This is a genomic window from Acidimicrobiia bacterium (assembly GCA_041676705.1).
GTDB lineage: Bacteria > Actinomycetota > Acidimicrobiia > Acidimicrobiales > SKKL01 > Actinomarinicola.
This window is the reverse complement of the sequence record JBAYRL010000003.1, coordinates 223951-247495: the sequence shown is the minus strand read 5'-3', so window position 1 is coordinate 247495 and position 23545 is coordinate 223951. Positions and strand designations below refer to the sequence as shown.

Annotated in this window: 22 protein-coding genes; 12 read left to right on the top strand and 10 right to left on the bottom strand. The window is 53.0% G+C overall.

All coding sequences use genetic code 11. The features are described from left to right. Positions 1-129: 129 nt before the first annotated feature. Entirely contained in the window at positions 130-918 is a 789-nt protein-coding gene (locus tag WC184_07120) for a TetR/AcrR family transcriptional regulator (protein ID MFA7477652.1), read from the top strand. Between the two features lie 33 nt (positions 919-951). Here the strand turns inward: WC184_07120 and WC184_07115 are convergent, their stop codons facing one another. Further along, complete coding sequence (locus tag WC184_07115) at positions 952-1725, bottom strand: enoyl-CoA hydratase/isomerase family protein (protein ID MFA7477651.1); 774 nt, start codon at positions 1723-1725, stop codon at positions 952-954. Between the two features lie 71 nt (positions 1726-1796). Here WC184_07115 and WC184_07110 point away from each other — a divergent pair, with 71 nt between their 5' ends. The 3 genes from WC184_07110 to WC184_07100 all read left to right on the top strand — a co-directional run bounded on the left by WC184_07110 (position 1797) and on the right by WC184_07100 (position 5931). Further along, complete coding sequence (locus WC184_07110) at positions 1797-2819, top strand: LLM class flavin-dependent oxidoreductase (protein MFA7477650.1); 1023 nt, start codon at positions 1797-1799, stop codon at positions 2817-2819. A 183-nt stretch (positions 2820-3002) separates the two neighbouring features. Beyond that, positions 3003-4667 carry an ABC transporter substrate-binding protein gene (locus WC184_07105; GenBank protein ID MFA7477649.1) on the top strand — a complete coding sequence of 555 codons (1665 nt, stop codon included), beginning with the start codon at positions 3003-3005 and terminating at the stop codon, positions 4665-4667. Positions 4668-4725: 58 nt separating this feature from the next. Continuing rightward, the gene (locus tag WC184_07100; GenBank protein ID MFA7477648.1) at positions 4726-5931 is read left to right on the top strand and encodes a CoA transferase; all 1206 of its coding nucleotides are present in this window, start codon (positions 4726-4728) and stop codon (positions 5929-5931) included. Positions 5932-6030: 99 nt separating this feature from the next. On the opposite strand, the gene WC184_07095 is transcribed toward WC184_07100, so the two are convergent. Further along, positions 6031-6573, bottom strand: coding sequence for a hypothetical protein (locus WC184_07095; protein ID MFA7477647.1), 543 nt, complete (start codon positions 6571-6573; stop codon positions 6031-6033). Between the two features lie 123 nt (positions 6574-6696). On the opposite strand from WC184_07095, the gene WC184_07090 reads away from it, so the two are divergent. After that, a complete protein-coding gene (locus WC184_07090; GenBank protein MFA7477646.1) occupies positions 6697-7491 on the top strand; it encodes a class I SAM-dependent methyltransferase in 795 nt (264 codons plus the stop codon). 138 nt (positions 7492-7629) lie between these two features. Further along, a complete protein-coding gene (locus WC184_07085) occupies positions 7630-8904 on the top strand; it encodes an acyl-CoA dehydrogenase family protein (GenBank protein ID MFA7477645.1) in 1275 nt (424 codons plus the stop codon). Positions 8905-9011: 107 nt separating this feature from the next. Here the strand turns inward: WC184_07085 and WC184_07080 are convergent, their stop codons facing one another. Then, the gene (locus WC184_07080) at positions 9012-10559 is read right to left on the bottom strand and encodes an acyl-CoA synthetase (GenBank protein ID MFA7477644.1); all 1548 of its coding nucleotides are present in this window, start codon (positions 10557-10559) and stop codon (positions 9012-9014) included. Positions 10560-10665: 106 nt separating this feature from the next. On the opposite strand from WC184_07080, the gene WC184_07075 reads away from it, so the two are divergent. Then, on the top strand, positions 10666-11469 hold the full coding sequence (locus WC184_07075) for an enoyl-CoA hydratase-related protein (protein ID MFA7477643.1): 804 nt from the start codon (positions 10666-10668) through the stop codon (positions 11467-11469). A gap of 30 nt (positions 11470-11499) precedes the next feature. Here the strand turns inward: WC184_07075 and WC184_07070 are convergent, their stop codons facing one another. Both WC184_07070 and WC184_07065 read right to left on the bottom strand, forming a co-directional pair. Next, the gene (locus WC184_07070; protein MFA7477642.1) at positions 11500-11880 is read right to left on the bottom strand and encodes a DUF302 domain-containing protein; all 381 of its coding nucleotides are present in this window, start codon (positions 11878-11880) and stop codon (positions 11500-11502) included. A 54-nt stretch (positions 11881-11934) separates the two neighbouring features. Then, the gene (locus WC184_07065; GenBank protein MFA7477641.1) at positions 11935-12147 is read right to left on the bottom strand and encodes a hypothetical protein; all 213 of its coding nucleotides are present in this window, start codon (positions 12145-12147) and stop codon (positions 11935-11937) included. Positions 12148-12404: 257 nt separating this feature from the next. Between WC184_07065 and WC184_07060 the strand changes: the two genes are divergently transcribed. Then, positions 12405-13799, top strand: a complete 1395-nt coding sequence (locus tag WC184_07060; protein ID MFA7477640.1) for an MBL fold metallo-hydrolase — start codon at positions 12405-12407, stop codon at positions 13797-13799. A gap of 102 nt (positions 13800-13901) precedes the next feature. Here the strand turns inward: WC184_07060 and WC184_07055 are convergent, their stop codons facing one another. Then, entirely contained in the window at positions 13902-14210 is a 309-nt protein-coding gene (locus tag WC184_07055; GenBank protein MFA7477639.1) for a hypothetical protein, read from the bottom strand. Positions 14211-14290: 80 nt separating this feature from the next. Between WC184_07055 and WC184_07050 the strand changes: the two genes are divergently transcribed. Continuing rightward, the gene (locus WC184_07050; GenBank protein ID MFA7477638.1) at positions 14291-15289 is read left to right on the top strand and encodes a hypothetical protein; all 999 of its coding nucleotides are present in this window, start codon (positions 14291-14293) and stop codon (positions 15287-15289) included. A gap of 58 nt (positions 15290-15347) precedes the next feature. Next, entirely contained in the window at positions 15348-15812 is a 465-nt protein-coding gene (locus tag WC184_07045; GenBank protein ID MFA7477637.1) for a carboxymuconolactone decarboxylase family protein, read from the top strand. A gap of 28 nt (positions 15813-15840) precedes the next feature. On the opposite strand, the gene WC184_07040 is transcribed toward WC184_07045, so the two are convergent. The 3 genes from WC184_07040 to WC184_07030 form a co-directional block, all read right to left on the bottom strand. Then, positions 15841-17361, bottom strand: a complete 1521-nt coding sequence (locus tag WC184_07040) for an iron ABC transporter permease (GenBank protein ID MFA7477636.1) — start codon at positions 17359-17361, stop codon at positions 15841-15843. Positions 17362-17394: 33 nt separating this feature from the next. Then, complete coding sequence (locus tag WC184_07035) at positions 17395-18513, bottom strand: extracellular solute-binding protein (protein MFA7477635.1); 1119 nt, start codon at positions 18511-18513, stop codon at positions 17395-17397. A gap of 96 nt (positions 18514-18609) precedes the next feature. After that, on the bottom strand, positions 18610-19710 hold the full coding sequence (locus WC184_07030; GenBank protein MFA7477634.1) for an ABC transporter ATP-binding protein: 1101 nt from the start codon (positions 19708-19710) through the stop codon (positions 18610-18612). A gap of 201 nt (positions 19711-19911) precedes the next feature. Between WC184_07030 and WC184_07025 the strand changes: the two genes are divergently transcribed. Further along, positions 19912-21657, top strand: coding sequence for a class I adenylate-forming enzyme family protein (locus tag WC184_07025; protein MFA7477633.1), 1746 nt, complete (start codon positions 19912-19914; stop codon positions 21655-21657). Between the two features lie 30 nt (positions 21658-21687). Continuing rightward, positions 21688-22728, top strand: coding sequence for an LLM class F420-dependent oxidoreductase (locus tag WC184_07020; GenBank protein MFA7477632.1), 1041 nt, complete (start codon positions 21688-21690; stop codon positions 22726-22728). 86 nt (positions 22729-22814) lie between these two features. Here the strand turns inward: WC184_07020 and WC184_07015 are convergent, their stop codons facing one another. Further along, positions 22815-23534 (bottom strand): dienelactone hydrolase family protein, encoded by a 720-nt coding sequence (locus WC184_07015; protein ID MFA7477631.1) that lies wholly within the window; start codon positions 23532-23534, stop codon positions 22815-22817. Between the last annotated feature and the right edge of the window lie 11 nt (positions 23535-23545).

Genomic DNA, 23545 nt, shown 5'->3' with positions numbered 1-23545 from the left:
GTGATGATACCATAATCGACATAAATGTCGATTCATTTTAAGGTGCGGGGTTTGTCGTGATGGTGCATTGCGCTCTGCAGCATTGGTAGTGGTTGTTCCCAGGGGTACCATGAGACAGTGGCTGGTGGTATGGACGATGCTACGAGTAAAGATGGTCGCCATTTCGTGCTGAACGAGAGCTCTCAAGCAGATGAGGAAAACAGGTCCTTAGATCCCGCCGACGATTCGAAGGGTCGAACTCGCGGCGGCTGGATACCGGTAGGTACAGCAGCTGAACGTCGAGTAGCTCACGCTGAACGGTCTACGGAGAAAGGTCGACAAACTCGACGGAGGATTGTCGATGCAGCGCGTCGAGTCTTTGAAGAGCGTGGGTATCTCGACGTTGGTGTCGATGAAATTGTCCAAGAAGCGGGAATGGCGCGTGGTTCGTTCTACACATATTTTTCAACCAAGGTTGATATTTTGCGTGTGATTTCGGAAGAGGTCGCACAGTCCATTGACTTGGCTCTGGTCACGAGGCCAACAGACACCCGGCTTGATCCAGTTGACTCTTTGGTCCGATCCAATCTCAGGTACATGGAAGCGTATCGGAACAATGCCAAGATGTATGCCCTGCTTGAACAGCTGAGCCATATCGACAGCGAGCTGCTTGAAAAACAGGGTCAACGACATCAGCGAGATGTTGAGAGAATTGCAGCAACCATCGAACGCTGGCAGCGTCGCGGATATTCGGACCCTTATGTGGCCCCGATACCGACTGCTGCGGCTCTACTAGCGATGACTCGACATACCTGCTTTTGGCTCTACGTGCGCGGTGATAAACAATATGATGAGGCCGACGCCGCTTTGGCGATGAACAACGCATGGATTCGTACCGTCGATCTGCGGCGAGTTCCGAATCCAGATTGGTCCCACTAATGCCCTGCGAACTATGCAGAGCGATGAAGCCGACTAGCGGCCGACAAAGTTAGCGACACGACGTTCGCTAACTGCCTTAAGTCCTTCCCGGAAGTCTTCAGTTTGCTGAAGGCGCTCTTGCTCGGAACGTTCTCTGGCCAAAGCTGCCTCGATGTTTCGGTTGAGAGGCGCTCTCATCGTGTGCCGAATAGATTGCACAGCCAGCGGAGCCGATTTTGCGATCTCTTCGGCTAGGTCGGTGGCTTTAGCTTCGATCATGTCGGCTGAAACGAGATAATCGCATAGTCCAATGTCGAAAGCTTGGCGCCCGTTGAGTCGTTGGCCTGTGTACAAGAGCTCGGCACTCCGCTGATTTCCAATTACCCACGGAAGCGTTTCGGACAACGCAAAGCCATGGTGGAAACCAAGCAATGAGAAATTGGCCGAGAATCGTGATTCAGGCGATGCCACGCGGAAGTCTGCGACCAAAGCCAAACCGAGGCCACCTCCGATGGCAGCTCCTTGGACCGCCGCCACTATGGGAATCTGTTGAGCAAATAGCCGAGTCGCTACGTCATAAACGTGGCGAGTTCCGTCACCACGTAATGAACCAGTACTACCAGAGAAATCCGCTCCTGCGCAGAAGTTCTTACCGTCGCTGCTAAGGACGGCGGCCCTGGCACCGTTCTTCGCCCCAGCCTCTAAAGCGTCGGCCACTGCGGAGAGGGTGTCAAAATCGAAGAAGTTGTGAGGCCCTCTCTCAATTCGAACTTGCAGGACATGTGTTTCTGGGTCTTGTTTAGCAAAGACATCTTGACTCGAGCTCATTGCGATAATGTACCAAGAATCGACATTAGTGTCGATATTGTTCTTTCTAGGACGACGTGAAGGGAACAGAAGTGCGTATCGGAGTTCACTATGGGTCTTCAACGGACTTTCCATCGGTCATTGAAGAGATAACCACATATGATTACCTGGGAATTGACCATGTTTGGGTCGGTGAGAGTTACGGCTATGACGCTATAAGCACTCTTGGGTTACTTGCGGCGAAAACTAAGAACATTCAACTTGGAACGTCCATCATCGGGGTTCAAACTCGTAGCGCGGCCTTGATTGCAATGACAGCAGCAACCATTGATGTGTACTCGTCAGGGCGCATGAATCTTGGCCTCGGAGTTTCAGGGCCTCAGGTGGTAGAAGGCTTTCACGATGTCTCCTTTGGTAGGCCGCTTCGAGACACTCGCCAGGTCATTGAAGTATGTAGGACGTTATGGTCTGGAGGGTCGATAGCTTCAGAGCGATACCTAAATCATGGGGCTCCGTATCGAGAGCTCAAAATGATTCATAGGGCGCCACGCCAGTCGATTCCGATTGTGGTGGCGGCGGTTGGTGACCAAAACACAGCGCTTGCCGCAGAGCTCGCGGACGCTTGGATGCCAGTTTTCTTCTGGCCTGAGCGATATCGGGAAATCTGGGGAGACTCTCTAGACGTTGGTCTAGGAAGGCGGGCACCAACACTTGGCGATTTAGGCATCGTGGTAAGCATTGCAGCGGGAATAGATGTCGATCGTGAAGCATTTATTGATCTGCAGCGTCACTACGTTGCGCATTACGTGGGTGGTATGGGCACGCGTGAGAACAATTTCTACAATCGACTGTTTCGTCGGTACGGGTTTGAAGAAGAAGCAGAGAAAATTCAAAACCTCTATCTCGGAAAGCAGCGGGATGAAGCCCGGAAACTGGTGCCCCGAGAGTTCTTAGATAGCACCACCGTTCTTGGAGATGAAGACTTCGTCCGTTCACGTTTACGTGCATACCGTCGGGCGGGTGTGAGCCATATCAATATCAACCCTGTCGGTGCGACACCCGGTGAGCGTCTGGCTCAGCTCGAAAGATTGCTTGAGGTCGTACATACGCTCTAACGCCTGCGGAATCGTTGAGATGGCTAATTCGTCGATTCATGGCCTTCACGGTGAGATTGACATTCCTGGGTGGCCAGCTTGCTGCGGGAGTCGACCTGTAATAATCGACATCAATGTCGAACTAATGATACGCTGAGCTTGCTCAGGCGAGAATTGCGTCTGCTTCAAAAACTTGGGGGAAATGTGCGCACACGTAGAAGTCGAATCGTTGCGAGCGTCTTTTTGGCTTTAATGCTTTCGTTTATGGTCGCATGCGGATCTAGCGGAAGTCGGGAAGACCTGGGTCTCAATGCTCAAAGCTCTACCTCGACCAGTGGATCTGCTGAGGATGTTGGTTCAAACGAGTTTGAAGCTATGCCTGTGCGGGGAGGTGTATTGACCATTGCGGAAATCTCGGACGGAGATACCCTCGACCCGTATGCGTCAGCCTATGCAAACGTACACCAACGGGTTGGTCTCGCTGCTAGTCGATTATTGAAGCCGGACACCACAGGGGAGTACGGGTTCGGGGAGGCTCCCTTAGGTCCGGACCTAGCAGAAGCTTGGGACATTTCAGATGACCTCCTCACCTACACATTCAAACTGCGTGAAGATGTGTTCTGGCACGACATAGCGCCCGTTAACGGACGTCAGTTCACCTCGGATGATGTGGTAGCAAGTTTTGAAAAGATCCAAGCTGACGGTGTGCAGGCAAGCATGTTGGCGCATGTAACCGAAATAGTCGCCCCCGATGATTTCACCGTAGTTCTGACGCTTGATCGACCATTCGCTCCTCTTCTGAGCTATATGGGAAATCACCAGATGTGGATCATGCCCAGAGAGGGTATTGAAGGACTGTATGATATGTCTAAGGTGCTTATAGGCACGGGTCCTTTCATTATGACTAAATGGGACCGCGATGTGCAAACTGTCTATGAAGCTAATGATAATTACTACGATAAGGATCTGCCGTATCTAGATAAGATAGTTATGCCAGTAATTCCTGAGCAGTCGGCACGTATTGCAGCCTATAGGTCTGGTGAGATTGACATGATTGCCTCACTGACGCCTCAGGAACGTGAGCTAATTATGGCGAGTGTGCCTGGAAGTTATGTCGTTGAAGATATCGGCACGTCTCCCGTAATGATGTACGTCAATATGGGGCGTAAGCCGTTCGACGACGTTAGAGTTAGGCGAGCTATCAGCCTGGCTGTGGACCGAGTTGGCCTAGGTGAGACAATATTTGGTGAGGGTCTGTTGTCGGGGCCGGTAAACAGTCACCTTGCTCGTTTCGCGTTATCGCAAGATGAACTTTCTGAGCTGATTCCCTACGATCCTGAACTGGCTCGGCGGCTATTGGCCGAAGCTGGCTACCCCGATGGCTTTGAATCTTCCCTTATGGTGTCTTCGGGGTATGGGCCTGCATATGTAACGGCCGCAGAGTGGGTGGTGGCCGACTTGGGAGATGTCGGTATCAAAATGAACATAGACGTGGTAGATCAAGCCACATATAGCACGCGGCGGCCAGAGGTAAATTACGATATGGGGGTCGGTCCGTCCACGCCATTTCAAGAACCAGATGAATGGCTACGTTCGCAATATCACACCGGGGGAGATCGTAACTGGTGGAATATAGATGATGCGACGTTAGATGAGATGCTTGATGAACAAGCACGAACTGTTGATGAAGATCAGCGAATTAAGCTTGTGCAAGATATTCAACGGTATATTTTGACAGATGTGGTCAACCCATCACACTTGTGGGTTGCTAACACCGCAACGATTATTCAACCTCGAATTAAGAATTTTGCCCCGCAACCTGAATATGGACGTGGCTATTTAGCGTACCTGTGGATTGAAAATAGCTAAAAAGAATTAGTCCATATGCTGCGGTAACTTTGAAAGTAGAGAGGGATTTATCTTGGACATGCAGCCACAAAGGTCATCGATCCTAAATGGGATACGAATAGTCGATCTTACGTCGGTGGTTATGGGGCCCTTCGCCTCGCAGATCTTGGGGGATATGGGCGCTGACGTTGTGAAAATCGAAGATGGTCGCGGTGATACAAATAGGTTTATGGGTGGTGGCCCACACCCGCAGATGTCAGGTATCGCCTTGAACATCAATCGCAACAAGAGAAGCTTGTCAGCCGATTTGAAACACGATGGAGGTCGTCAGGTTCTTTATCAGTTATTGGAAGAGGCTGACGTGTTTATGACGAATCTGAGACCGGGCCCTCTTGAGCGTCTAGGACTGTCTTATGGCCAGCTTAAGGACCAGTTTCCCCGACTAATATTTTGTCAGGCTCAAGGCTTTCGCTCCGGCACAGCTGAGGAAAATCGGCCAGCGTACGACGACATTATTCAGGCCGCAACAGGTCTGCCCAGGTTGTCCGAAGTTACCGCTGGCAAGACTTCGTTTATGCCATCAATTATCGCTGACAAAGTTGCTGGTATGGCCATGGTAAATGGGGTACTGGCCGCATTGTATGAACGAGAATGCAGCGGTTTGGGCCAACAAGTTGAAATTCCAATGTTTGACGCTGTCTTGGCGTTCACTTTGGTAGAGCACCTTTCACGAGCAGCGATTGAGGGCGGCACAGCAACATATAGCCGAATAATGACTTCGACTCGTGGACCACATGCGACCAAGGACGGATTCTTGGCAGTGATGCCCTACAACGACGCTCATTGGAGGTCATTGTTTGAGGCGGTTGGTAAAGAGGAACTGCTCGAGGTGCCACCGTTTTCCGACTTTGCCACTCGGCTCCTGCGGGCAGAGGAGGTTTACGGGATTCTGGCAAGCATTATCGCAGAACGGACGACGGCCGAATGGTTGGATCTTTGTGCTAAAGAAGGCATCCCGGCGAATGTGGTGCCGACCATCGATGAGATTGTCTCTGACGAAGAGCTTCATCGGGGAATGATTACAACCGCGCAGCACCCACTAATTGGTGAATATCGAGTCGTTGGCCCGTCGATACGGTTTTCGGAGACGCCGATGACGGTACGCCGACACGCGCCTATGGTCGGTGAGCACACCCGTGAAGTTCTAACGGAATTGGGCTACAACGAGGTCCAAATCGAGGCTATGTTGGCGGCTGGAGCGGTGGCCGAACCCACCGAAGGCTAGCTGAGCGGTATTGATGGCCGTCGAATTTGTTATCTCGCTGACAGTATGCCGACCTAGTGCACCTGGGCTGCGTACACGTTTCCTAATCTACGGCTCGAACTAGCCTGCAGGCACGGTGCAGAAGAGCTGATTACGCAGGCGGGTTCTTAATGCCCAGACCAGCAAAGCAACGGCACCAACTTGTAACAGCGGTTGCATTGGTTCGAACCATTTAATGGCACCAGCGCTGCCTAAAGCTAAGAGAACTACTTTGTTACACACCGGGCAACCGACTGCGAAAAAGGTGAGCATCCCAGCGACCAGTCCTCGCCGGGTGTCCGGATCGGCCAAATCCGCCTCATTGGCTGAAACGCCTGACGGCTGAACCTCGGTGCTAACAGAATTAAGGTTTACGTAGGTGCCAACCAGTAGACCCAAGAGCACGGCGCTTAAGAGCAGAGAAGGCCACGACCACCAAGTTGGTGGAATTTCCCGACCGAAAATCGGATTCGGAATGAGGTCGGTTGGCAGCCCAACCACCAACACGTAGACCACGGTCGCCCCAAGAGCGGTGAGCCATTGACGCTTGCCCCAACTTCGCAACGCTTCAAACGACGATATGCGGGACGATGCGGCAGAAGTATCGAGTGAAATTTGTGGCACGTAGTCCGCCTTTAAAACCCTATGGCGCAGTAGCAATCCATGCTGGGCCACTATACCCCAGTGGGTTTAATTGGCAACGTCGGTTCTTAGGGCTCGAACCCAGCCTATGGCAGGGTGGTAAAGGTGAGTAACGAATCTCCCGAGACACCCACTGATCTTTGGATGCAGTTGCACGCCTCATGGGACGCCCAACAAGAGCTTTACATTCGCGATCGTGAGCGTCGCTATGAGGTGCTGTTTGAATTTGTAGATCAGGTGGCGCCAGCGCCTACACGAATCCTCGACTTAGCCTGCGGACCGGGTTCGTTGGCGAAACGATGTTTAGACCGTTATCCGAAGGCGCAGGTCGTGGCGGTTGATATTGACCCAGTACTACTTCAAATTGGGAAGAGCGCCCTAGGTGATATGCAAGGACGCCTCAGGTGGGTTCAGGCTGATCTGCGTGAAAACGATTGGTGGGCGTATCTACAACCCAATTCCTTCGACCTGGCGGTGTCATCCACAGCTCTGCATTGGTTAACTGCCACCGAGCTAAAGTCCTTATATGGGCGAGCGGCCTCATTGCTAAAAGCCGATGGGGTTTTGCTCAATGCCGACTATTTTGAACCGAACCCAGCTGCGTCGCGACCGGCAGCGGCCATTGAAAAAGTGGATGAAAAGCGGCAAGCCGAGGCCCGAACCAATGGTGCTTTGAGTTGGGACGACTGGTGGCAAAAGGTGCGAGAGATTTCGGAATTGGGTCCTGCTTTGGCGGAACGTGATCAGATTTTTCCACCCGATTCGACCCGGAGCCAGCTAAGCCCCACCTTTGATGAACATCGTAAAGCTTTAGCGGAGGCCGGTTTCAGTGAGGTGCAAATGGTTTGGCAAGACTTAAATGAAGGCCTGCTCGTGGCGCTTTTGGATACATCCAGCTAGAGGCCTGGCCTAAGCTCGGCCCAGTTAGCCATGAGCGGGGCGTGCCCAAAAGCGATGGAAAGACGACGTTTCGGTGCCGCTAGCCTTGGTCCACAAGGCATGTTCATGGACCCAAAAAATGTCTAGTAAAGGGGACCAATGAGCTTTGAAATACCTCAAGATTTACAGGATTATCTGAAGGTCTTAGACGATTTCATTGATGCTGAAATCAAACCGCTCGAAGAAGCTGACGACAATATTCGCTTCTTCGACCACCGCCGTGAGGATGCTCGAACCAACTGGGAAGCCGGCGGTTTGCCTCGTGAGGAGTGGGAAGCGCTCATGGGTGAAGCACGTCGTCGAGCCGACGCAGCTGGCCATTACCGTTATCCGTACCCTAAAGAATATGGTGGTCAAGAAGGCACCAACCTGGGGATGGCGGTCATACGCGAGCATCTGGCCCTCAAAGGGCTGGGGCTGCACAACGATCTACAGACCGAGCATTCCATTGTGGGGAATAACGTTGGTTTGCTATTGATGATCGCTCACGGCACCGATAAGCAAAAGGCCGAATGGATTGATGATCTGGCCGCCGGAAGGAACGGTTTTGCCTTTGGAATCACCGAACCTGACCACGGCTCGGATGCTACCCATATGGAAACTTATGCGGTGCGTGACGGTGATGAGTGGATTATCAACGGTGCCAAGACTTGGAACACTGGTATTCATAAGGCCAAATGGGATCTAATTTTTGCTCGCACGAGCGGCCAAGCTGGCGATGGAACCGGTATTACTGCCTTTTTGGTACCCACCGATGCGCCGGGTTTTAAAATCGAAGAATTCCTCTGGACCTTTAATATGCCCACCGACCATGCCACCATTTCACTCACGAACGTTCGGGTGCCGCACGAAAATATCTTTGGTGGTGAAGGCAAAGGTTTGGGTGTGGTGCAAATGTTCTTCAACGAGAACCGCATTCGCCAAGCAGCATCCAGCCTCGGCGCGGCCCAATATTGCATCAACGAAGCCGTAGAATATGCCAAAGTTCGGGCACCGTTTGGCAAGCCGCTGGCAACCAACCAAGGCATTCAGTTTCCGCTGGTGGAATTACAGACACAAGCGGAAATGCTAAGAGCCCTGATCCATAAAACTGCTTGGCAAATGGACGAATACGGCCCGTTTTCGGTGTCCGACAAAGTTTCAATGTGTAACTACATTGCTAATCGCCTTTGCTGCGACGCGGCTGATCGCGCCATGCAGGTACATGGTGGTTTGGGCTATTCCAGGCACAAGCCATTCGAACATATCTACCGGCACCACCGGCGATATCGAATTACCGAAGGCGCCGAAGAGATTCAGATGCGCCGGGTAGCTGGATACATGTTTGGTTTCATGAAACAGCGAGCGCCTAAAGGCGTTTCTGAAGACAGCTAAATGGTTGATGTCAGGCCGGTGTGCCCGGCCTGACATCCAAATTGCTTAAATGGTCTAGATTTTAGCGATGTGCTGCTAACCAGGTGTTTTACGCCCCTTGAGGCGCGCTATCCCTGGGCGGCTTCATAGGCCTTCTTGTATTCATCGACCAGAATCCGCTTATAAAGCTTTCCGGTGGGCAAACGAGGCAGCTCATCGCGAAAATCAATCGAACGCGGCACTTTGTAAGAGGCCAAATGTTGGCGCATGAAGTTCATAAGTTCGGTTTTCGTCTCATCTTCAGCCGCTTCGCCATCAAGCAGTTGAATCACCGCTTTCACTTCTTCACCGAAGTCTTCATTGGGCACTCCGAACACTGCTACGTCGGCCACCGCTGGATGCTGAATGAGGACATCTTCAATTTCTCTCGGGTAAATGTTCACTCCGCCAGAGATAATCATGTGAGCTTTGCGATCGGTTAGATACAGGTAGCCCTCTTCGTCGAGGTAACCGACGTCTCCCAAGGTGCTGAGACCACCCGAGCGCCGTGATTCCGCCGTTTTTGCGGGATCGTTGTGATACTCGAATTCTCCGCCGCCACCAAAGTAAATAGCGCCCTCTTCACGCGGTCCAAGCTCGTTACCATCCTCGTCAAGAATGTGAATTTCACCGACCATGGGTCGGCCTACAGAACCAGGGTGTTCTAGCCAGTCTTCGCTGGTTATGAAGGTAGAACCGTTCCCTTCCGTGCCAGCGTAATATTCGTAAATTACCGGGCCCCACCACTCAATCATGTCGCGCTTCACCGGCACCGGGCAGGGCGCAGCAGCGTGAATGGCGACTTTGTGGCTCGATAGATCGTACTTATTCCGCTGTTCTTCGCTCAGACGCAACAGGCGAATAAACATGGTTGGTACCCATTGGCTATGGGTGATCTTGTATTTCTCAATTAACTGCAACGCTTGTTCGGGGTCGAACCGCTCCATGATCACTACCACGCCGCCAAAACGGTGCACGTTGATAGAAAATGCCAGCGGTGCAGCGTGATACATGGGTGCTGGCGAAAGGTATGCCATACCATCGGCAAACTGGTAGAGCATGCCCATGGCGCTCAACAACGGGTCGTCCTCGTCGGCTGGGTGACCTTCCGGCAGTGGGCGAATAACCCCTTTGGGTCGACCAGTGGTTCCCGATGAGTAGAGCATAATGGTCCCGTGGCTCTCATCAGCGATGCCCGAGGTGGGTTGGGCCGCCATTAGGTCTTCATATGAGTCGAACCCTTCGGCGTTGCCGTCACACATCAATCGATTGGTGACCCGCGACAAACTGCCCCAATCTATGCCACTGGCAACCTCGGCCAGGGCCCGTGACGTGAAGAAAACTTTGGCCTCGCAGTCTTCAACAATGTATGCCACTTCTTCTGAGGTCAGATGGCTGTTGATGGCAGTTATATAAATGCCAGAACGTAGCGCCCCCCACACGATTTCCATGAAGTGGATCTGGTTTTCCATAAACAGCGCCACATGATCGCCGCGCTCAAGGCCAACCGAACGTAAATACTGGGCGACTTGGTTAGAACGCTCGTTAAGTTCACGATAAGTCTGTGTTTCGCCAGATGTGGCCATGATTACTGCCGGACGGTCAGGACTTGTCTCGGCAAAATTTCCTGGATACATGTTCCCCCTAACGACATTCCCAAATTGGGCCGATGACCCCCCGGCCATCTATGGCAACCTTAATGGGCGAAGTGCCAACAGTGCTACGAAAAGGAATCTCTCAACCATGAGCAGCGTGCAGGTAGAAGAAATCGACGACGGCATCACAAAAGTCACGATGAACCGACCAGACCGGCTGAATGCTATGGATGCCGAACTAGTGGAAGGCCTACACAACGCCTTTGGCTCCATTGGTGTTGAACGATCTACTCGTGCCGTAATCCTCACCGGTGCCGGTCGCGGGTTCTGCGCTGGCTTAGACCTCGGTGGCTACGGTGAAACCCCAGGTACCCAAGATGAAGGACGGGCACCCCTGGGTTTGGCGACCCAGCAACACATTGCCACGTTGGTGCCAAGGCTTCGCTCGATGCGCCAGCCCGTGATAGCTGCCGTTAACGGACCAGCAGCTGGCGGTGGTTTGGCGCTGGCGTTGGCATCTGATGTTCGGATTGCCTCGTCGAGCGCCAAGTTTAACGTGGCCTTTGTTCGTATTGGGCTTTCTGGTTGCGACATTGGAGTCTCATGGCTCCTGCCACGTTTGATCGGCGCCGGTCGGGCCTTTGAATTGCTGTTGACTGGTCGCATCATTGATGCCACTGAAGCGGACCACATCGGCCTGGTAACCAGAGTGGTTCCCGAAGCTGAACTTATGGATTCGGCGCTTGATACGGCACGGATGATTCGTAATAACTCGCCGATGGGTGTTTGGATGACCAAAGAAGTGATGTGGTCAAACCTGGAGGTCGGTAGTTTGCAGGCTGGGATCGACCTTGAGAACCGCACACAGATTCTTACGAGCATGACTGAGGATCACCGAGAAGCCATGGTGGCCTTTCTGGAAAAGCGTGATCCTCAATTCAAATACGGTTAATTGAAAACATGCAGGTCGATCAGGCACGAGCTATTTGCTGAGAGTGGCAATCGCAGCTTCAAGTTTGGCAGCTGCGCCCTCGGCCACCTCGGCGAATGCTGCATCTGGCATTAGATGGCGTGGGTCGACCGCGCTGACACGGGTTCCACCGTCAGGAGTAGCTTCGAGCACAACGTTGCACGGCAACATCAGCGCTACCGTTGGATCGAGTTGCAACGCTTGGTGGGCGAAGTTCGGATTGCAGGCACCAAGAATCTTCAGCGGCGGTCGATCTACGTCAATTTTGGCTTTCAGGGTGGCGGCAACGTCCATTTCTGTGAGTACGCCAAAGCCCTGCTCGCTAAGGGAAGCCCTAATAGCTTCCTCGGCGTCGGCCATGTTGGTCTCGAGAACAACCGAAAATGAGTCCATATCCTTCTTTCCTTTCCATAATTGTTGTTAAGCGACAACGTGGAGTGAACGCTGTTAGCGCTTGGCAAAACCGGTAATTCGACTAAGTAGTGAGCTTTGTCCATTGGCGGCTCGAGCTGCTTTGGCGGCTGCTTTGGCCTCGGCGCGCTCTTCAGCGCATCGGCACCTTTTGTCACGCGGTACTCCCGCTAAAACCTGTTCTACATGGGCGCCGCAACCGGCATATGTGGGGCGGTGGCATCGGCGGCATTCAACTCGTGAGCACATACCCTCGAGGGTATACAATTTCTTTATGGCTGCAAACTCACGGTGAAACACCCGATTAATTAGGGGTTCGACTAGATATAACTAGGCCATATTGCCTAGAGTACTTTTTCGTAGGCTATTTCAATGGCGTGAAACGTAGCCTATAGGTGGGATTTATGAATTTCTGGTACGAATGCAACAGGTTGGCGTTTATACCCACGCGGGTATAATTGCTATTCCATGATTCCTTGGAAGACCTTGAAGCGAGGCGAACTCCGGTGAAGTTCATCCAGTACTATCTAGATTGTCTTTCCCATGCCAGCTATCTGGTGGCAGATGAGAGCTCTGGCGTCGCCGTTGTGGTTGACCCCAGGCGCGACATCCAGATCTATCTTGATGACGCCCATGAAGCTGGCCTTGAGATTCGCTACGTCATTGAAACCCATTTCCATGCTGACTTTCTCTCGGGCCACCTCGAATTGGCTGAAGCAACCGGGGCCGAAATTATTTATGGCGCTGCAGCCAATCCGGCTTTTCCCATCCGTCGGGTCCGCACCGGCGAGCGACTCATGCTTGGGGATGATTCAGGAGTGGTGCTTGAATTCCGTGAAACGCCCGGTCACACGCCCGAATCTATAAGTGTGGTCGTTTGGGAAAGCGCGAACGAAAGTGAACCGCATTCGGTCTTGACTGGCGACACCTTGTTCATTGGCGATGTGGGCCGCCCTGACCTATTGGCCTCGGTTGGAGTGACTGCCGACGACCTGGCGCGCTCACTTTATGATTCGCTGCACTCGCAGCTGATGGTTTTGCCTGATGCTACCCGGGTGTATCCGGCCCACGGTGCTGGTTCCGCTTGTGGCAAGAATCTTTCCACTGAAACCACTTCTACTATTGGTGAACAACGGCAAATGAACTACGCCGTGCAGCCCATGGGCGTGGAAGAGTTCGTGAAAGTGGTGACCGAAGGGCAGCCCACAATGCCCGGCTATTTCGGCTTCAATGCCAATCTCAATAAATCAGAACGAAGCCTGATCGACGTCTCTGCACCGCTGCCACTGTCACTTGAGCAGGTTCTCGCAGCCCAGGCCGACGGAGCCATTGCCATTGATACCCGCGATTCGATTGATTTCGCCCACGGGCATTTTGTGGGTTCCATCAACGTTGGTCTCGACGGACGATTCGCTGAATATGTTGGCAGCGTAATTGAACCTGGCACCTCGCTGATCATCATTGCCGACCCAGGTGCCGAAGTTGAGGCCAAGACTCGCTTGGCTCGCATTGGCTTCGACCAGGTAGTTGGCTATCTCCAAGGTGGAATGGGTGATCTGCTTGAACACCAAGAACTAATAGAACGCGGCTCGAGGCTTGGGGTTTACGAGGTTAGACAACGTGGGCTTGCTACGAGCACCCAGATGATCGACATTCGCAACCCCGGGGAAACTGCGTTGGGCACTATTGCCAATGCCAAGACTATTCCTCTCCCGCAGCTGCGTGATCGGGTGGGTGAAATCGATCTCAACCAACCAGTGATCGTGTTTTGCGCCGGTGGTTATCGCTCCTCAGTGGGTGCAAGTTTGCTGCGTACCCTGGGTGCCCGAGACGTGTCTGATCTCTTGGGGGGCTACGACGCCTGGATGGATGCGCAACGAATGGCAGTCGTAAACCGATAAGGCCGCCAAAGCTTGTGGTGCCAACAAGGTGGGAGTTGGCACCACATTACTTATCTAGGTCGATTTGCCAGTGGCTATTTGCCCGTCGCATTAACAGCGCGGTTACGGCTCTGTCAAGGTTGCTGCTACGCCCTCAAGTTCGCCATCACCACGAAACAGGTGTTGGTGACCATCGCTAAAACGCAGTAGCGCCCATCCTTCAAGCAGGTGGCCATCGGGGGTGTTGACCGTGAGGGTGTAGCGCCCGGCGCGCAACCGAGTGCGATCAGGGGTGCGAATTGTGGCTTCCCAATCGTTGGGGCCGGGCATCTCGCCGATCACACGCTCAACCACAAAAACATCGGCGTAGCTAGCGTCGATTAGAACGTTATTAATAGCCACAGTTTCGGCCAAGAGCCGCCAAGAACGCATCGGGTGAACTGTAATACTTCGTGGCACCAAAACCACCCGACCGATAAGGTTGGCGCACCAGATTACAGGGGGCTTCGCCAGTGAAAGTCGTGCTTGAACCGTCGGATGAATATACGCATGAACCCGACCCAGTTCCGAACTACAACGAATCGATGTACTTGAACGCCTTTGACCTTAAAAATGAGGTTGGCGGCTGGTTTCGCATTGGCAACAGAGTCAATGAAGGTTATGCCGAGGTCACGGTGTGCATCTATTTGCCTGGTGGTCGCGTCGGCTTTGTATACGCGCGGCCCCAGATTCACAATAACGATGAGATGAACGCTGCCGGATTATCTATTGAGGTGGTTGAACCTTTCAAACATCTAAAGGTTCGTTATGACGGCAAGGTGTGCCTCCTTGACGAACCTAATCAAATGGCTGAGCCACGCGTAGCTTTTAGTGAAAACCCGTGGGTGGCATGCCAGGTAGAACTCGATTTTCACGGAGTTTCACCTATGTTTGGTGGTCGGCCTGTGAACGATGATGGCACTGAGATTGTGCAAGATTCTGAGAATTCGTTCTCAAAGGCCCACTACGAACAGCATTGTGCTACCACCGGTACCATCCAGGTGGGCGATGAGGTGCTCGAGATCAATGGCCTAGGCCTACGTGACAAATCGTGGGGACCACGTTATTGGCAAGCCATTTCCTGGTATCGATGGATGCCGATGGTGTTTTCAAAAGATTTTGCCATGATGATTTCTATCGTGGGTGGCAAACCCGGTGGCATGGTGCTTGAGAATGGTGAATATCACCTGGTCAGAGACGCCAGCATCGAATCGGACTGGGACGAGAACAACTATCAAACCGGCATGCGAGCTGAAATCAAAACCGACCACCGCGCCTACAGCGTGGCAGGAGAAGTAATTTCATTGATTCCACTGCGAAATCGCCGTATAGATTCCGAGGGTAATGAGCTAACTACTCGAATTACCGAAGCTATGACACGCTTTCATTGCGATGGCCAAGTTGGTATCGGTATGAGTGAATATCTTGATCAGATCGTGGATGGAATTCCTATAGGGCCGGATGTCAAATAGTTGAGTCGGCTAGTTAGTCTGGTGTTTAGTAGAAAAACTAGTGAGAAAAAGGCTCCCAATGTCTGAACCAGTCAATATTCATGAGAAGTTTCCTGCTGGCGGCCAGGCGCTAGCCCGTATTGAAATCGCGGTCCGCAAAAGTGGTCTCCCCAGCTCTACTATCGAACTGGTAAAGACGCGTTCCAGCCAGATAAATGGTTGTGCTTTCTGTCTCGATATGCACCACAAGGATGCCCGCGCCGCTGGTGAAACTGAAGAACGGCTATACATGCTAAATGCCTGGCGTGAAGCAACTTGCTACACCGAGGAAGAACGTGCGGCGCTGGCGCTTACTGAAGCCATCACAATGATCTCCGAAGCACACGTGCCAGCCGAGGTTGAAGACGAAGCGCGCAAGCATTATTCCGATGAACTCTATGCCGCTTTGGTGTTTGCCATTATTGCTATCAACTCGTGGAACCGTGCTGCCATTGCCTCGCATTCTGAACCGGGCCTATATCAACCGGGCCAATTCGACCAATAGAGCATCGGTTTGGGGCGTTCATTTCCGGCTAGTCGATGTAGCGAACAGTGCGTCGGGCAATGAAATAAACAGGAATTGAACCCAAAATGACCAGCATCAAGGCATAAGGCGCGGCTGCGGTAAAGTCAAGCGATTCACCGTTGGTGGTACCCCACAAACCAGTGGCCAAGGTTTGAACGTTGAATGGCAACAACATAAGGGTAGAGGTGAGCTCTTTGCTGGCATCCAACCCAACCAAAAGCGCACCGGTGGCGATTCCTGGAAAGGCTATCGGCAACGACACACGGCGAAAGCGTTCCCAGCTATTGCTGCCAAGGGCAGCCGCTGCTTCCTCAAATTTGGGGGCAGCGGCTTGAAGGCCAACCCCTTGGTTCGAGACCGCCAACGGCAAAAACATAATTACGTAGGCCAAGATCAATAGAGTCGGTGTCTTATAGAAGCTGGGAACTAGACGGGTTGCTAAAAACACCAACGATAAGGCCAAAACGGCGTTGGGTATTGAATGTGCCAGCCAGACAGAACGCTCGGTTAGATGCGAAAACATTGATGGTTTGCGATTGAGCCACCAGCTCACCGGTAGCGCCATGGCCGTAGTGACCAAACCGGCCCACAGCGCATAATTCAAGGTTGTTCCGGCCGAGGCGAATACCTGCGACCAGTTGACCACAATTGCTTGGCGTGGTGAGTTGAGTCCTCGAAACGTCATATAAAACGTAGGTGCGACGCCAGCTAAAGGAACGATAAGTGCCGCCAAAAAGACTGGAATTCGGGCGCGCTGTAGGCGAATCTTGTTCGGTGGTCTAACGGTTTGCGAGGCCACACTGAGGGGAATGGGGCGACCGGAGAATAACCGTCCGAGCACTAGAAAACCTAAGGTCAAGACCACCAATAGAAGCGAAAGCGAACGTGCGGAGGTGTAGTCGCCATAGTCAATCATCTCAGCCATGATGGTGGTGGTAAGCGTGCGCTGACGCAGTTGAACCATCGTGCCGTAATCGGACAGCACATGTAGAACCACGATCATGATGCTGCCAGCCAACGCCGGACGCAGTTGCGGAAAGCTGACTTTCCAAAACACTCGGAACGGATGATGGCTCAAGCTTCGGGCTGCCTCTTCTTGAGCCGGGTCAAGATTTCGAACCGCTATAACGCAAGCCAGAAAAACGTAGGGGTAGAGCGACAGGGTTAATACCGCTACCGCACCCAGAAATGACGTTATGAAGTCGGAGTGCGGGTTAAAAACGAGGTTGGCTGAATAGATGGCATAAGCACTGACAAAGCTGGGAATAGCTAGAGGCAGAGCAAAAAGCACCGTGAGGAACTTGCGAAACGGTACGTCGGTTCGAATCACAAGCATTGCCGCGCTGATACCGATTGCTACCGACGCTGCTGAAACGGCCAGCGCCAGCCCCACGGTCCGCCTGATATCGGGCCAGGTAGTGGGGTAGGCGAACAGCTTACGGATCGATTCGTAGGAAAAACCCGCCAGGAAGAGATATAGAAAGGGCGCTAAAGATAGAAGGCCGACGCCAATGGCAAGAATCGGCACTAGCGACGGCCTTCTATCGGATTGCGGCATGGGTTAGCTAGACATACCCAAACGCTTCAAGAGGTCTTGGGCCTCTGTTTGATTGGCGAAAATAGACATATCATAAACCGGAGACTTCACATCGGCCAGACTACCCACCAAGGCACTTTCGGAACCTACTGCCACTGGGTATTGGCCGCCTGAGAGGGCAAGGTCATCACTTGATAGGAACACTTGGCCACCGTCAATATTGGTCAGCCACTCGAGGAAGTCCGCAGCCGCAGCCTGGTTCTTACTGCTAGCTAAAATACCTGCACCTGAGGAGAGAATGAGATTGCCGGGATCTTCAATCGGGAAATTGTAGATTTTGGATGTCATTTGATCGGGCCCACCAACCTCGTTCGCTTTGATCCACCAGTAATAGTGATTGGACAAGCCCATAGCGTGCTTGCCAGCCTCCACAGTGTCGCGAACGTTGCCGTTCTTTTGTTCGTTAACGCCGTTGGCTTTAATTCCTTCTAGGAATTCGGTGGTGGCTTCCTCACCAATTGTGGAAATGAGATACTGCGTCGTGGCCACGAACGCCCCTGAAGGTGCCCAGGCAAAGCTGCCTTTGTATTTCTCATCGGTTAGGTCCATCAACGATTCAGGCAGGTCGGCTTCATCAATCACGGTGGGGTTGTAGTACAGCACCCGAGTTCGTGCTGCGTAGGCGACCCACAGGTTGTTGGGATCTGATAACCCCGGCTGCACCTGGTCAACTATGGCTGAATCGAGCTCAACCAACAGGTCGGCTTTGGCGAGTTGCGCCACCGGCCCGGGGTCTTCGGAAAGAAAAATATCGGCTGGTGAGGCCGAACCTTCCGCTTCAATCTGTCCGAAGTTAGCGTCGGGCTGAATATTGAATTTTACGCCTGTTTCTTCAGTGTAGGCAGCGGTTAGAGTCTCGATAAGGCTGAGGTGTTGGTCAGTGTAAACAGTGAGCAAGACATCACTTTGCGGAGTCTCGTCACTTGAAGGTGGAGATGAATCGTCGCTGCTCTCAGTTGATTCTGTGGTCGAAGATGCCGCGTTGTTATCCGATGAATCATCAGAAGAACACGCGCTCACCATCGCCAATAACAAAACGGCCAGCGCAATGGCAAAGCTCGACCGGAAGCGGTTTCGGAACACAGGGGGGTCCTTTCGGTTGCGAATATATGACAAAATGAACGAAAGTTAGCCGCGATTTAAGGTAGCGGTGTGCCTATCGTTCCGGTCAATCCGGCCTTAGGTGGCGTAGGTACATACCGGGTTTTCAACTTCTAGAAGTACCTGGTCGCCGATGGCGTAGTTACGATCACCGATGATGCGCACCGGCACCGTGCGCGACAACTCGGGTACATCCACGCAAAGCAAACTATCGTGCCCATAAAACGTTCGGTCTCTAATGGTGCCGATGACGCCAGACTGGTTCTCCGCAGCATAGTTATTTTCAATGCTGCTAAGCAGCGATACCCTAATGTTCTCAGGCCGAATCAATACGTCGCAGCGGCCCGTTCTGCCGTGCCATACCGAAACCGGAAGATTGCCAAAAGCACACGAAACGTTGGGCCCACCTTTTGGTTCGGTCGCCTTGACGTGGCCATCGACTATTACGGTTTCGCCCATGAACCGGGCCAGCTCTAGGTCGTTTGGCTGATAGTAGGTCTCATCGGGCGGACCTACCTGAACCATTTCTCCGGCCCGCATGACCGCCACTCGATCACCGAGCGCCAAAGCTTCTTCCTGGTCGTGTGTGACCAACACAACCGTACTGCCTAGCTTTCGCAACAACTGGCGGACCTCGTTGCGAAGCGTTTCTCGTAGGTATTCATCTAACGCGGAGAATGGTTCGTCTAAAAGAACCACTCGAGGTCCGGGAGCTATCGCCCGGGCCAATGCGATTCGCTGCTGTTGGCCACCGGACAATTCATGTGGACGGCGCTTTCCAAGATTTCCCAATCCGACCAGGTCGAGCGTTTCTTGAACCCGTTGACGTCGTTTCGAGCTGTTCATGTGACGAAGCCCGAAACCAACATTCTGGGCTACCGAGAGATGTGGAAAGAGAGCACCGTCTTGGGGCACAAAACCGATACCGCGCTCGTGTGCTGGTACTGATCGGCGACCTGGAGCAAAGACGGTTTCGCCATCCACGCTGATGAAACCAGAGTCAGGGGTTTCGAAACCTGCGATGGAACGCAGCAAAGTGGTTTTTCCACAGCCAGAAGGGCCTAAAACGGCTACGAATTCGCCGCTGGCAACATTGAAGTCGACAGTGTTTAGCGCGACCACCGCCGTCTCGTTATCTCTCCCGCCGAAAGACTTGGTGAGTTGCACGACTTCAAGCACAACTCGACTATACCGATGCTGTACGCAGTGCCACAACGCAACTGTTAAGAGTTCTTTACACAGAGGCAGCGCGGATCTTTCGTTGACGTTGTGCCAATTCGGCTTCTCAAGGGATCGAGCTCTAGTAGGGTTAGCCCTTAAGACACATACTTTTCAGGCCATGTGTGCGCTATTTCTATCGGATTTTATTGGAGGCCCATTATGAGTGACACGCTGAAACCGGTTCAAGCGTTTCTAGAGTCTTGGCAAGAGTTGATTGCGCCTGGCGCACCATTTGCCATGGAGGAAACAACTATTTTGGGGCGCCCGGCACGGGTTTTCCCAGCTGCCCCACCTAATCTTCGAGCGGTCTGGGAAGGCTCAGCGGGCTATGGCGACAAAACCTATATCGTCTACGAAGACGAGCATTACACCTATGGGGAAATTCACCGTCAGGTGCGAGCGCTTGCCAACTATCTCTCTACCAAACACGGCATTGCCGAAGGCGACAGGGTTGGCCTATCAATGCGGAACTACCCGGAATGGGTAGTGACTTATTGGGCGGTAATTTCCTTGGGTGCCACCGTGGTTGGCATGAACGCTTGGTGGATCACCGGCGAAATGGAATATGCCCTTCGTGAAACGCATCCGAGCATCATTGTGGTAGACGGGGAACGTCTTGATCGGCTATTGCCAGTGCTGGATTCTTTGCGAGCCGATCACCCATTAGAAGTGATTGCCACCCGACTAAGTGGTGAATGGCCCGAGGGCGTAATCCGTTGGAGCTCGATTGTCGAAGGCGACGCCCCAGATACCTTGCCCGAGGCCAATATCAACCCCGAAGACGACGCCACCATTTTCTTCACCTCTGGAACGACTGGCCAGCCAAAAGGTGCCCAGATCACCCACGTCGGTTCAATTACCAACCTGATGAACTTGATCTTTATGACCAGTGTGGCTGGTGCAGCCGATGCCAAGATTGCCGCTTCCAGCAATGGCGAAAGCACAGTGGCCATGCCAGAAGCCGAAAGCCCTGTATATCTGGCACCTACACCGCTCTTTCACGTAACGGCCCTCAATTGTTTGCTTCATCCGGTCACGGTGGCTGGAGCAACGGTTGTGCTTATGTACCGCTGGGATGCCGGTCGCGCGCTCGAGCTAATTGAGCGAGAAAGGGTGACCAACATATCAGGCGTGCCGACCATGAGCCGCGAGGTGCTAACCCACCCCGACTGGTCGAAGCGTGACACCTCATCGCTCATAGGCATGTCGGGTGGTGGCGCGCCGGTGCCCCCAGATCTAGTCGACAAAATCGGTTCGTCATTAAGTGAAGGTGCCGCCACGACCGGTTATGGCCTAACCGAAACTAGCGGAATCGTGACCGCAAACGCTTCGGGTAGTTATACCGCCAAACCTGCTTCTTGCGGTCCGGTAGTGCCCACACTCGACGCCAAGTTGGTAGATGACTTGGGCGAAGACTTGCCGAAGGACCCTAATACTGTGGGCCGCTTGTGGGTTCGTGGGCCGGTGGTTATTAAAGGCTATTTCAACCAGCCTGAAGCCACTGATGAAGCCATCGTGGATGGTTGGTTCGATACCGGCGATGTTGCCCGCATCGATGAAGACGGTTTCGTGTACATTGTGGACCGGGCCAAAGACATGGTGTTACGCGGCGGCGAGAACATTTTCAGCTCGGAGGTCGAAGCAGCGATTTACGAGCATGAAGATGTAGCTGAAGTTGCTGTCTTTGGAATTCCTGATGAACGTCTTGGTGAAGCAGTAGCAGCGGTAGTGGTACCCACCCCAGGCGCCACAATCGACGTTGAAGAGCTGAAGGCCTTTGTCGCGGAGCGTATTGCTCGTCATAAAGTGCCCGAGGCCATTACTGTTCGAACCGAACCCTTGCCGGTCAATGCCAACGGTAAGTTTCTGAAGCGCGAGCTTCGTTCCGAATATTACGCTGCTTAATAAGCAGTGCACCCAGAGAGGTAAATCTAAATGAAGCTGAGCATGTCGCTGTCGTACGCCGGAGGATTCCTTAAAGGCGTAGAGCAGGTACAAGCCTTTGAAAAAGCCGGCGTCGATATGGTGTGGGTGGCCGAAGCCTACGGGAACGACGCTGTCACCCTCATGGGCTACATCGCTGCCAAGACCGAAACTATTGAAATAGCCTCCGGTATTTTGCCGCTGTACACCCGCACCCCAACGCTGTTAGCCATGACAGCGGCCGGTTTGGATGAAATTTCGGGCGGTCGTGCAGTGTTGGGTATTGGTGCCTCAGGGCCCCAAGTGATCGAAGGCTTCCACGGCGTGCCTTACGATCGCCCGTTGCAGCGCACCCGTGAAATCATCGAAATTTGTCGGCAGGTTTGGCGCCGTGAACGTGTTGAGCATCAGGGCAAGGCCTACCAAATTCCGCTGCCCGAAGGCCAAGGCACCGGCCTAGGCAAGGCTTTGAAGCTGATCACGCATCCTCAACGCTCGGATATTCCTATTTATGTAGCGGCACTTGGCCCTAAGAACGTCGCCATGGCTGCCGAGCTTGCCAACGGTTGGCTTCCAATTTTCTACAACCCACATAAGGCCGCTGACGTCTGGGGTGAAAATTTGGATGAAGGTAAGGCCAAGCGTGATGCAAGCCTTGGCGAACTTCAAATTGTGGCTGGTGGTGCGATTGGTTTTGGTGACGAAGCAACCGCAAAGATGGTGCGCGACGCTAGCCGACCAATGGTGGCACTCTACGTTGGTGGCATGGGCGCCCGGGGCCGCAACTTCTACAACGACCTCTTCAGTCGTTACGGTTACGAAGCCGAAGCCAAGGAAATTCAAGACCTGTACCTGGATGGTAAGAAAGATGAAGCCGCAGCAGCAATACCCGACGACTTTTTGAAAGCAGTGTCACTCTTTGGTGACGAAGGTTTCGTTCGTGACCAAGTTCAGGCCTATAAAGACTCAGGTGTAACGGCGTTGTCTGTCATGCCAGTCGGTGGGGAAGATCCGTTAACGGTACTTGAAAAGGTGAAAGGCTGGGCCGACTAAGCCAGCGACACGTGCAAACGCACTAAACAACACTAAAAATGGTTGGGGCGCTGCTAAATCAGCAGTGCCCCAACTCTGTTTTATGGTTAGAGATTTCGCCTAAAAAGCGAGTGCACCCGCTCCCAGTGCAACTCAGAAGCATACCGATCGTACCGTGGACCGGCCGGAGCAAATCCGTGTAAGGCCTCGGTCATGAAATCAAGAGTGTAGGTAACATTGGCCGCTGCCAGGGCCTCTTCCATGATGGGTATGTCTTCTTTTGGTGCTGTGGTGTCGTTGTCGCACCACGCGAAGTGCACCTCGGCTTGCACCGGGTTTAAGCCCAAGTGCGGTGAATCGTCGGTATCGCGTACCAACCAGGCTCCGTGGATCGAAGCGACCGCATTTACTCGCTCCGGCAGGGCTCGCGCCAGCGAAATCACTAGACCTCCGCTCATGCAGAAACCCACGGCTCCTACCTTGCCCTTGGCGGCGGCCGCATCGCTATCGGCAAAGGCCAACATTGCCTCAGCATCACCAATGATATTGGTGGGAGTCACGCTGTTCATCAGCTCGCTTCTAGCGTGCATGTCTTCGTCACTTTGAGTGAACTCGCGAAAGGGCCCGCCGCGATAGTAAAGGTAGGGCATCATCACGTAGTATCCAGCGCTGGCTAGGCGCGATGCCATGTCATGAAGGGCCGGACGAATGCTAGGCGCGTCCATGAGATATAGAACAACGGGATGCGGTCCGTCGTGTTCGGGGTGATGAATGAAGGTGGTCATTTCACCTTCGGGTGTTGTGATTTCTACTTGGCGTTCGATCATGCCTAAACCTC